Origin of the sequence: Streptomyces sp. NPDC006140, assembly GCF_040628815.1 — a bacterium.
GTDB lineage: Bacteria > Actinomycetota > Actinomycetes > Streptomycetales > Streptomycetaceae > Streptomyces.
Genome location: NZ_JBEXTS010000008.1, coordinates 60,696 through 70,948 on the forward strand (window position 1 = coordinate 60,696; position 10,253 = coordinate 70,948).

Consider the following 10,253-nt stretch of genomic DNA (forward strand, 5'->3'; position numbering starts at 1 on the left):
TGGGGGTGAGGTAGCTGGGAACAGATGTTCGAGAGCCGGTGTGGTTCACGAGTGCGGGAGGTGCGTGTGCCGGGCTTCACGCATCTGCACACCGTCTCCGGGTTCTCGTTGCGCTATGGAGCCTCGCACCCGGAGCGGCTGGCCGAACGTGCCTCCGAGCGAGGCATGGACGCCCTGGCCCTCACCGACCGCGACACGCTTGCCGGGGCCGTCCGGTTCGCGAAGGCCTGCGGGAAGGCGGGGGTCCGTCCGCTGTTCGGGGCGGACCTGGCGGTGACGGGAGCGGAGCCTCCGGGCGCGGCCGGACGGCAGGGGCGGCGCCGGACCCCGGTGCGCGGCGGCGCCTTCGTCGATGAGTCGGCTCCCCGGGTGATCTTCCTCGCCCGGGACGGGGCCCGGGGGTGGGCGGGGCTGTGCCGGCTCGTCTCGGCCGCCCATGAGGGGGAGGGGACGCCGCTGCTGCCGTGGGACCGCAACCATGCCGAGGGGCTGACCGTGCTGCTCGGGCCGGACTCGGACGTCGGGCGCGCCCTGGCCGCGGGGCGTCCCGACCGGGCGGCGCGGCTGCTCGTGCCCTGGCGGGAGGTCTACGGCGACGACCTGCGGCTGGAGGCCGTCTGGCACGGCCGCAAAGGCACCGGGCCCGGGTCGCTGCGGCTGGCCGCCCGTACTGTCGGGTTCGCCGCCGAGCAGCGGATCCGGCCCGTGCTCACCAATGCCGTGCGGTACGCCGACTCCGGGCTGGGGCCGGTCGCCGACGTGCTGGACGCCGCCCGGCGCCTGGTGCCCATCGACCCGACCAAGGAGCTGGACTCCGGAGAAGCCTGGCTCAAGGGCCCGGGTGCCATGGTGCAGGCCGCCGAGCGGATCGTGGAGGCCGCGGGGTTCCGGCGGGGCACCGCCCACCGGCTGGTGGAGCAGACCGAGGCCACGGCCGCCGCGTGCCTGGTCGACCCCGAGGACGATCTCGGGATCGGGACCGTCCACTTCCCCGAGCCGCATCTGGTCGGTGCCGGGCGCCGTACCGCCCAGCGGACGCTGGCCTCACGGGCGGCGGCGGGAATGGTGCTGCGCGGGTACGACCGGCGGCGCGAGTACTGGGAGCGGATGCACCATGAGCTGGACATCATCGCCCATCACGGCTTCGCTTCCTACTTTTTGACCGTGGCCCAAGTGGTCGACGACGTACGGGAGATGGGGATCCGGGTCGCCGCCCGGGGGTCCGGGGCGGGGTCGCTCGTCAACCATCTGCTCGGGATCGCGCACGCCGACCCGATCGAACACCGGCTGCTGATGGAGCGGTTCCTGTCCAAGGAGCGGGTGGTGCTGCCCGACATCGACATCGACGTGGAGTCCGCGCGCCGGCTGGAGGTCTACCGCGCGATCATCGGCCGGTTCGGCACCGAGCGGGTCGCGACGGTCGCGATGCCGGAGACGTATCGCGTGCGGCACGCGATCCGGGACGTGGGGGCCGCCCTGTCCATGGATCCGGCCGAGATCGACCGGGTCGCCAAGTCCTTTCCCCACATCCGGGCGCGGGACGCCCGCGCGGCGCTGGAGGAACTGCCCGAACTGCGTGCGCTGGCGGGGGAGAAGGAGAAGTACGGCAGGCTGTGGGAGCTGGTCGAGGCGCTGGACGCGCTGCCGCGCGGGGTGGCCATGCATCCGTGCGGGGTGCTGCTGTCCGACGCCTCCCTGCTGGCGCGTACGCCGGTCATGCCGACCAGCGGCGAGGGCTTTCCGATGTCGCAGTTCGACAAGGACGACGTCGAGGACCTCGGGCTGCTGAAGCTCGACGTGCTCGGGGTGCGGATGCAGTCGGCCATGGCGCACGCGGTGGCGGAAGTGGAGCGGGTGTCGGGGGAGAGGGTCGACCTGGACGCCCTGCCGCCGGGGGATCCGGAGACGTACCGGCTGATCCGGTCCACCGAGACGCTCGGGTGCTTCCAGATCGAGTCGCCGGGGCAGCGGGACCTGGTCGGGCGGCTCCAGCCGGCCGGCTTCCACGATCTCGTCGTCGACATCTCGCTCTTCCGGCCCGGGCCGGTCGCCGCCGACATGGTGCGGCCGTTCATCGAGGCCCGGCACGGGCGGGCGCCGATCCGTTATCCGCACCCGGACCTGGAAGAGCCGCTGAAGGAGACGTACGGGGTCGTCGTCTTCCACGAGCAGATCATCGACATCGTCGACATCATGACCGGCTGCGGGCGCGGCGAGGCCGACCGGGTGCGGCGCGGGCTGTCCGACCCGGAGTCACAGGGGCGGATCAAGGTGTGGTTCGCGCAGCACGCGGCGGCGAACGGCTATGACGCGGAAACGATTCAGCGGACCTGGGAGATCGTCGAGGCCTTCGGGTCGTACGGCTTCTGCAAGGCGCACGCGGTCGCCTTCGCCGTGCCGACGTACCAGTCGGCGTGGCTGAAAGCGCATCATCCGGCCGCCTTCTACGCGGGGCTGCTGACGCATGATCCCGGGATGTACCCGAAGCGGCTGCTGCTGGCGGACGCGCGGCGGCGGGGGGTGCCGGTGCTGCCGTTGGATGTGAACGCGTCGGGCGTCGCACACCGTATCGAACTGGTGTCCGGTAAATGGGGGCTGCGGCTGGCGCTCTCCGATGTACACGGCATCAGCGAGGCCGAGGCGGCGCGGATCGCCGAGGGGCAGCCGTACGCCTCGCTGGTCGACTTCTGGGAGCGGGGCCGGCCCAGCCGTCCGCTGGCCCAGCGGCTCGCGCAGGTGGGAGCGCTGGACGCGTTCGGCGCCAACCGCCGTGATCTGCAACTGCATCTGACCGAGCTGCACCGGGGCGCGCGCGGCGCGGGCGGTGGCCAGCTCCCGTTGGCCGGCGGGCGGAAGACCGCACCGGCCGGGCTGCCCGACCTCACCTCGGCGGAGCGGCTCAGTGCCGAGCTGGGCGTGCTGTCCATGGACGCCTCGCGCAACCTGATGGACGACCACCGGCAGTTCCTCGACGAGCTGGGCGTGGTGTCGGCGCGGCGGCTGCGCGAGGCCCGGCACGGGGAGGCGGTGCTGGTCGCGGGCGCCAAGGCGGCCACCCAGACGCCGCCGATCCGGTCCGGCAAGCGGGTCATCTTCTCCACCCTGGACGACGGCACGGGCCTGGTCGACCTCGCCTTCTTCGACGACTCCCACGACGCCTGCGCCCACACCGTCTTCCACTCCTGGCTGCTGCTGGTGCGCGGGGTGGTGCAGCGCCGGGGTCCGCGCAGCCTCAGCGTGGTGGGATCCGCCGCCTGGAACCTCGCGGAACTGCTGGAGGTGCGCCGGGAGGAGGGGCTGGAGGGCGTCGCGGCCCGGCTGGCCGGGGCCGGTGGCTCCGGTGATTCCGGTGGTTCCGGTGACGACGGTGAGGGGGCCGCACGCCGGCGGCTCGCCGGCTCCGAAGGAGCGCCCGCGCCGGCGGGCTCCGCGGCCCGGGATCCGATGGAGCAGCGGAAGATCCGCATGCCCACGGGGTACGAGATGCACCCCTGGGCCGATCTGCGTCCCGCGGGCGAAGGGCCCGCGGTGGGAAGAAAGTTGTGGCACCAGAGTCCGGGGAGTGCGGGATGACCATCCTCTGCGTACGTTTCCAGCTGCCGCCGGCCCGCGAGGCCGACCTGCCCCGACTGCTCGGGATGCTGGAGGAGTTCACGCCCGTCGTCCAGGCCCTGCCACCCGACGGGGCGCTGGCCGACCTGCGGGGCGCCGAGCGGTACTTCGGCCGGGACGCCGTCGAACTGGCCTCGGTGATCCGGGTGCGGTCGCTCGCGCTGTACGGCGTCGACTGCCTGATCGGCGCCGGGCCCGGGCCGATGCTGGCGCGCGTGGCGCTGCGCGACGCCGTGCCCGGGGTGACGTGCGCGGTGCCCGAGGAGCGGGACGCCATCGCGGAGTTCCTCGCGGACAAACCCGTCGCCGTGCTGCCCGGCGTGGGCGTCGCGACCGCCCGGACGCTGGGCGAGTACGGCCTCGACACCCTCGGCCTGGTCGCCGCCGCGCCGCTGTCCACGCTTCAGCGGCTGGTCGGCGCGAAGGCCGGCCGCGAACTGCACGAGAAGGCGAACGGCGTCGACCGCGGCCGGGTCGTGCCGAACGCCGTCTCGCGGTCCCTCGCCACGGAACGCCCCTTCGAGCGCGACGAACTGGACCCGGACCGGCACCGGCGGGCACTGCTCTCGGCCGCCGAGGAGATCGGCGCCCGGCTGCGCGCCCTGGACAAGGTCTGCCGCACGCTCACCCTCACCGTGCGCTACGCCGACCGGTCCGCCACCACCCGCAGCCGCACGCTGACCGAACCGACCGCGCACTCGCCGGCGCTGACCAGGGCCGTCTACGGCATGTACGAGGCGCTCGGCCTGCAGCGCGCCCGGGTCCGCGCGATCGCCCTGCGCGCAGAGGGGCTCGACCCCGCCGACCAGGCCTCCCACCAGCTGACGTTCGACCCCGTGGACGAGAAGGTCCGCCGCATCGAGGAGGTCGCCGACCGCGCGCGAGCGAAGTTCGGACCCCGGGCGGTGATGCCCGGGGGGCTAGGCGGACTGGCGGCGTAGATCCTTCCACGTGACGTCAGTCGGCCCCCGGCGGCACGACCCGGCCGTCACCTGCCTGGTGAGGGAGCGTCAGGTGGGTCCGGCGGCGTGGTTATCGCTGGAAGTTTTTACTGACGCGTAACTTCCCAGTTCGACTACCCACTCGTAACTTGACGAGTGAACAGCATCCTCGTGATCCGGATCACAGGGCGTAGTGCCGTCGCACCCCCCTTGAGCCGCAAGGAGATCACCCGATGCTGCCCTGGAAACGAGCGCTCAGACCCCTGGCCGCGCTGCTGCTGACCGCCGCGGCCGTCACCGTCCCCACCACCTCCGCGCAGGCCGCCGGCGCCCCGAGCTCCGGCTGGAACGACTACTCCTGCAAGCCGTCCGCCGCCCACCCCCGCCCCGTCGTCCTCGTCCACGGCACCCTCGGGAACTCCGTCGACAACTGGCTGGGCCTCGCCCCCTACCTGAAGGTCCGCGGCTACTGCGTCTTCTCCCTCGACTACGGCCAGTTGGAAGGCGTCCCCTTCTTCCACGGCCTCGGCCCCGTCGAGAAGTCCGCCGCGCAGCTGAGGGACTTCGTCGACAAGGTGCTCGCCGCCACCGGCGCCGCCGAGACCGACCTCGTCGGACACTCGCAGGGCGGCATGATGCCCCGCTGGTACCTGCGGTTCCTCGGCGGGGCCGACAAGGTGAACGCCCTGGTCGGCATCGCGCCCAGCAACCACGGCACCGACCTCGGCGGCTTCACCCGTCTGCTGCCCTACTTCCCGGGCGCCGCCGACCTGCTGTCGAAGAACACCCCCGCCCTCGCCGACCAGGTCGCCGGCTCCGACTTCCTGAAGAAGCTCAACGCCGGCGGCGACACCGTGCCCGGCGTGCGCTACACCGTCATCGCCACCAAGTACGACGAGGTCGTCACACCCTGGCGCAACCAGTACCTGAGCGGGCCGGACGTGCGCAACGTGCTGCTCCAGGACCTCTGCCCCGCCGACCTGTCGGAGCACGTGGCCGTCGGGCTGCTGGACCGGATCGCCTTCCACGAGGTGGCCAACGCGCTCGATCCGGCCCGGGCCACGCCCACCACCTGTGCCTCGGCGTTCGAATGACACGTGTCAGGGAAACGATTCGGGGCCTGTCCGGCCTGAGCCGCCGGACAGGCCCCGGGTCAGGGGAGGCGGCGCGGGTCAGCGGCCGTGGCGGCCGCCGCTCACCGCCCGGCGCCGGGTGGACAGGAACAGGGCCGACGCACCGAGGGCCAGCGCGGCCGCGCCGCCGATCGCGACGTACGGGGTGCTGCCGTCGCCGCCGGTCTCGGCGAGGTTCGCGCCCGCACCGGCCGCCTCGGGCTGGTTCGGCGTGGCGGCGGTCCCGGGCCGGCCGGGTGTGGCGGCGGCCTTCGGCCTGTCCGGCGTGTCCTCGGCCGCCGCGGCCGGCTCCGCCGAGGTCCGGGGGTCGTCGTCGCCGTGCCCGTGGTGCTCGATCGTCGATCTGCCGTTGCCCTCGTCGATCTGTTTCTCCGTGGGGGCGGAAGCGGCCGGAGCCGCGCCGCCATCCCCGCCGAAGCTGACGTCCGAGCAGGAGTAGAACGCCTCCGGGCTGTCCGAGCGCTGCCAGACCGCGTACAGCAGGTGCTTGCCGGAGCGCTCGGGCAGGCGGCCGGAGAAGGTGTAGAAGCCGCCCGTGGCCGCCGGGTCGGTGGCCGTCGCCACCGGGTGCTCCAGGTCCAGGTCGTGCCAGGCGAGCGGCTGGGCCGGGTCGTAGCCGGGCTTGGTGAGGTACACCGTGAAGGTGCCCTTGTGAGGGGCCGTCACGCGGTACTTGAAGGTGTGCGCGCCGCTCTTCACGCTGGTCGCGGGCCAGTCGGCGCGGGCCAGGTCGAGCCCCTTGAACTGCTCGTTGCCCGCGCTGCACAGCTTGCCGTCGGGTATGAGCTGCCGGTGGCGCCCGGCCGCGTCGCCGATGCGGATGCCGTTCCAGTCGTAGAGGGCCTGCGTGCCGCCCGCCGCCACCGCCGCCCCGCACGCGGCCGACTTGGGGCTCTCGGGGCCCTCGGCGTAGCACTGCGAGACCCGGCTGACCGGGTCGCCCATCGAACCGTGCGCGACCGCCGGCGGGGCGGCCAGCGCGGTCAGGGCGAGCGGGAGCGTGCCGAGGGCGGCGACGGCGGATGCCTTGCGGCGTGCGGGCATGCGGAAACTCCTCGAAACGGTTCCTGGGACAGGTCGGGCCCGAACGGGCGGATCCCGTGGGTGATCCGAAGCTAGCCCCACAGAGCCGTGGAATCGCCTGCCGAGGGCGGGTGAGGGAGATCCTTATGGCCCGCTTAAGGGAGTGCTCAGACTGGCATCAGGTAGATACCGTCGCCGCATGGCAGACGAGGAGATCCGGCCGGCCGGCGCCGCCGACGTACCGGTCGTCGAGCACATCATCGACGCGGCCTTCCGCCCTTACATCGAGCGCATCGGCCGGGTGCCGCAGCCCATGGAGGAGGACCACGCGGCGAACGTGGCCGCGGGCAAGGTGTTCCTGACGGGCGCGCCCGTCGTCGGCCTCGTCGTGGTCGAGGCGTTCGCGGACCATCTCTTCCTGGACACCATCGCCGTCCACCCCACCGCGCACGGCAGGGGGGTGGGGCGACGGCTGCTGGCGTTCGTGGACGCACACGCGCGTGCGCTCGGCCTGCCCGAGGTCAGGCTCTACACGAACGCGCTGATGTGGGAGAACCAGAAGATCTATCCGAAGTACGGCTACGAGCTGGTGGAGCGCCGCGTGGACGGGCCCTACGACCGGGTCCACTACCGCAAGCGGCTGCTCTGACGCGTGCGTCTCATGCTCGGCACCGGCCGGCTCAGGCGTCCGGCCACCAGATGCGTGCGATGTCCTTGCGGACCTCCGGGCGCCCGGCAGGGCACTCGTCGGCCTCCTCGCGGACCCGGCGGACGTCCGTCTTCTTCAGGGGCTTCTGCACGGTCACACGGCGCATGGCTGCCTCCTCACGGGTCTACCGGGTTCCGCGTTCTCACGGAGGTAGACCTTTCGGGGGAGAGTTCCTCATCGCTCCTGGTCTGTCAGTGGCGGCAGTCACGATTCGAGTGTCAGTGGCGGGTGTCACTCTTGGGCGCATGACGAACCAGAGTGACGGTATGACCTCGGCGAGCGTGGACTGGGACGCGCGGGCCGCCTCCTTCGACGAGGAACCGGACCACGGCTTGCGCGACCCCGCGGTGCGCCACGCCTGGGCCGGGCGGCTGCGCGGCTGGCTGCCCGGGCGCGCGGGCGACATCCTCGATCTCGGCTGCGGCACCGGCAGCCTGTCACTCCTCGCGTCCGAGCAGGGGCACCGGGTGACGGGCGTGGACCTCTCCCCGGCGATGGTGACGCTCGCCCGGGAGAAACTGGCCGGGCGCGACGCGGTGTTCCTCGTCGGCGACGCCGCGGCACCGCCCGTGGGGGAGCAGCGCTTCGACGCCGTGCTCGTACGGCACGTCCTGTGGGCCCTGCCCGGCCCCGGCCGCGCCCTCCGGCACTGGTACCGACTGCTGCGGCCGGGCGGGCGGCTCGTGCTGGTCGAGGGCGTGTGGGGGAGCGTCGACCCGGTCGGCATACCGGCGGACCGGCTCACCGCCCTCCTCGCCCCGATCGCCGGCCAGGTGCGCGTGGAGCGGCTCTCGGGCGACCCGCTGCTGTGGGGCGGGGAGGTGACGGACGAGCGGTACGCGGTGGTCGCGCAGGCCCGGGCGTCAGGCCAGGAGCGCGGCGAAGTCGCCCCTGCGGGCGAGTGACTCCAGTTCGTCGAGCGCGGCCAGGGCGGCGGACGCGGCCTCCGGGTCCGACTCGGCGAGGCCGCTCTCCGCGAACTCGTCCTCGTCCAGGCGCCGTACGTCCGTGCCGTCCGCGGAGCGCCACAGGTCCAGGTCGAGGTCCTCGACGACCAGCTCCGGGCCGGAGCGCTCGGCGGGGCGGGTGATGTCGCAGTACCAGCCCTTCAGCGCGCCTGTGGCGGAGCGGACCTCCTTCACCGCGTACCAGCGGTCGCGCCAGTAGTACTCGGTGAAGACGTCCCCGGGCTCGAAGCGGACGAACCCGAAGTCGCGGACCCCGGAGCCCGCCCAGGCGGCGCGGACCGCGATGCGGGTGCCGTCGTCCCTCAGGAGCTCACCGCTGTAACGGATCTTCGTACGGCCCGCCTTCACGAGGACGACGTCGAGCTGCCCGGGCCGGTCAGCCGAGTTCGCGGACATAGCGCACCTCCGTCGCGCAGACTTCGTAGCCGAACCACTTGTTGATGGCGATCATCGGTCCGTTGCCGGTGTCGTTGCCGGTGAACGCCTCCGTGTACCCCGCGGCGCGGGCCCGGTGCAGGGAGTCGTTCTTGGCGAGCTTGGCCAGGCCCCGGCCGCGGAACTCCCGGGCGGTGCCGGTCATGGCGGTGGCGTAGCGGGTGCCACCGTCGGTGTAGGCCACGCTGAACGCGGCGGGGCGGCCGTCGACGACGGCGACGGATGTCAGGTCGAGGTTGAGGAGCGGGTGCTTCCAGGTCTCCTCCAGCCACGCCTCGTAGTCGGTGAACTCGACGTCGATGTCGCTGGGTTCGTCCGCCACCACCTCCGCGTCCAGATCGAACATCGGGCGCGGGTCGTCCGCGAAGTCGGTTCCGGTGCGCAGTTCGACACCGGCCGGCGGGTCCTGTCGGGGCGGCAGCGGGCCGGCCGCCAGGTCGAGCCGGAGGAAGTAGGCGGACCGGCTGGCCCGGAAGCCGCGCCGCTCGGCGAACGCGCGGTTCTCCGGCTCGTCCAGCGCCCAGGCGAACAGCTTCTTCACGCCCAGCCCCGCCAGGCGCTCCTCGGCGGTGCGCAGCAGCAGCGAACCGGCGCCGCGGCGCGTGCGGTCGGGGCGTACGTAGATGTTGGCGGAGCCCTGGCCGGGTTCCGGGCTGTCATGCGCGACGCTGATCTGGGCCGTGCCGATGATCTCGCCGTCCTCCTCGGCGATCAGCTGTCCGAAGTGGGCGTCCGGGTGGGCGTGCGTCAGGGTGTGCACCACCGACTCGGGGGTGGACAGCATGTAGGGCAGGGCGAGCCGGCGGGTCTCGGAGAACCCCTCGGCGTCGGCTCGGACGTCGGGACGCAGGTCGCGCACGGTCATGGTCACGAGGGCGCACGTTACGCGGGGGCGCGCTCCGGGTGCCTCTCATTTTCCGCCGGGTACGGGACAATCGGGCTGTGACCTTGAAGATCGACATCGACGACAGCGCCCCGCCCTACGAGCAGGTGCGGGCGCGGATCTCCGAGCAGGCGCGGTCGGGTGAGCTGCCGGTGGGGTACCGGCTGCCGACCGTGCGGGGGCTGGCCGAGTCGCTGGGGCTCGCCGCGAACACCGTCGCCAAGGCGTACCGGGCGCTGGAGGCGGACGGCGTGATCGAGACGCGGGGACGGCACGGCACGTTCGTGGCCGCCGCAGGCGCGGCGGCGGACCGGGAGCTGGCGTCGGCGGCGCAGGCCTACGTGGAGCGGGCCAGGAGACTCGGCCTGGGCGAGGACACGGCACTGGCCGCGGTACGGGATGCCCTGCGGGCGGCTTACGGGCAGTAGGGCGACGCCCTCCGGGTGGTTTCCCGCGGCCGGGCGTCGAGCGCTGCGGGCCGGGCCGCGTTCGGCACCGCCGGGCCGCCCCGTCGTGGCCGAGCGGCGTCGTGGCGGAGAAGAGAGGCGT

10 protein-coding genes are annotated in these 10,253 nt (G+C 73.1%); 6 read left to right on the forward strand and 4 right to left on the reverse strand.

Annotated features, from left to right (window positions below):
- The first annotated feature begins 66 nt into the window (after nt 1-66).
- From ABZ386_RS21370 to ABZ386_RS21380, 3 genes are all read left to right on the forward strand, one after another.
- The gene (locus ABZ386_RS21370) at nt 67-3,573 is read left to right on the forward strand and encodes a DNA polymerase III subunit alpha (protein WP_358965549.1); all 3,507 of its coding nucleotides are present in this window, start codon (nt 67-69) and stop codon (nt 3,571-3,573) included.
- Nucleotides 3,570-4,553, forward strand: coding sequence for a hypothetical protein (locus tag ABZ386_RS21375; RefSeq protein WP_351342913.1), 984 nt, complete (start codon nt 3,570-3,572; stop codon nt 4,551-4,553). The genes ABZ386_RS21370 and ABZ386_RS21375 overlap by 4 nt, the downstream gene beginning before the upstream one ends.
- 233 nt (nt 4,554-4,786) lie before the next feature.
- Complete coding sequence (locus ABZ386_RS21380) at nt 4,787-5,647, forward strand: alpha/beta fold hydrolase (protein ID WP_351342911.1); 861 nt, start codon at nt 4,787-4,789, stop codon at nt 5,645-5,647.
- 78 nt (nt 5,648-5,725) lie between these two features.
- On the opposite strand, the gene ABZ386_RS21385 is transcribed toward ABZ386_RS21380, so the two are convergent.
- Complete coding sequence (locus ABZ386_RS21385; RefSeq protein ID WP_351342909.1) at nt 5,726-6,730, reverse strand: lytic polysaccharide monooxygenase; 1,005 nt, start codon at nt 6,728-6,730, stop codon at nt 5,726-5,728.
- 178 nt (nt 6,731-6,908) lie between these two features.
- On the opposite strand from ABZ386_RS21385, the gene ABZ386_RS21390 reads away from it, so the two are divergent.
- Nucleotides 6,909-7,358 (forward strand): GNAT family N-acetyltransferase, encoded by a 450-nt coding sequence (locus ABZ386_RS21390; RefSeq protein WP_351342907.1) that lies wholly within the window; start codon nt 6,909-6,911, stop codon nt 7,356-7,358.
- Nucleotides 7,359-7,389: 31 nt separating this feature from the next.
- Here the strand turns inward: ABZ386_RS21390 and ABZ386_RS21395 are convergent, their stop codons facing one another.
- Nucleotides 7,390-7,524: a hypothetical protein gene (locus ABZ386_RS21395; RefSeq protein ID WP_114251157.1), complete on the reverse strand. Its 135-nt coding sequence runs from the start codon at nt 7,522-7,524 to the stop codon at nt 7,390-7,392.
- 139 nt (nt 7,525-7,663) lie between these two features.
- Between ABZ386_RS21395 and ABZ386_RS21400 the strand changes: the two genes are divergently transcribed.
- Nucleotides 7,664-8,323, forward strand: coding sequence for a class I SAM-dependent methyltransferase (locus ABZ386_RS21400; RefSeq protein ID WP_356502336.1), 660 nt, complete (start codon nt 7,664-7,666; stop codon nt 8,321-8,323).
- Here the strand turns inward: ABZ386_RS21400 and ABZ386_RS21405 are convergent.
- Both ABZ386_RS21405 and ABZ386_RS21410 read right to left on the reverse strand, forming a co-directional pair.
- A complete protein-coding gene (locus ABZ386_RS21405; protein WP_358965551.1) occupies nt 8,282-8,782 on the reverse strand; it encodes a DUF402 domain-containing protein in 501 nt (166 codons plus the stop codon). The two genes, ABZ386_RS21400 and ABZ386_RS21405, sit on opposite strands and share 42 nt — an antisense overlap.
- Nucleotides 8,763-9,692 (reverse strand): GNAT family N-acetyltransferase, encoded by a 930-nt coding sequence (locus ABZ386_RS21410; protein WP_356502334.1) that lies wholly within the window; start codon nt 9,690-9,692, stop codon nt 8,763-8,765. The genes ABZ386_RS21405 and ABZ386_RS21410 overlap by 20 nt, the downstream gene beginning before the upstream one ends.
- A 71-nt stretch (nt 9,693-9,763) precedes the next feature.
- Between ABZ386_RS21410 and ABZ386_RS21415 the strand changes: the two genes are divergently transcribed.
- Nucleotides 9,764-10,132: a GntR family transcriptional regulator gene (locus ABZ386_RS21415; protein ID WP_351342898.1), complete on the forward strand. Its 369-nt coding sequence runs from the start codon at nt 9,764-9,766 to the stop codon at nt 10,130-10,132.
- Nucleotides 10,133-10,253 lie beyond the last annotated feature (121 nt).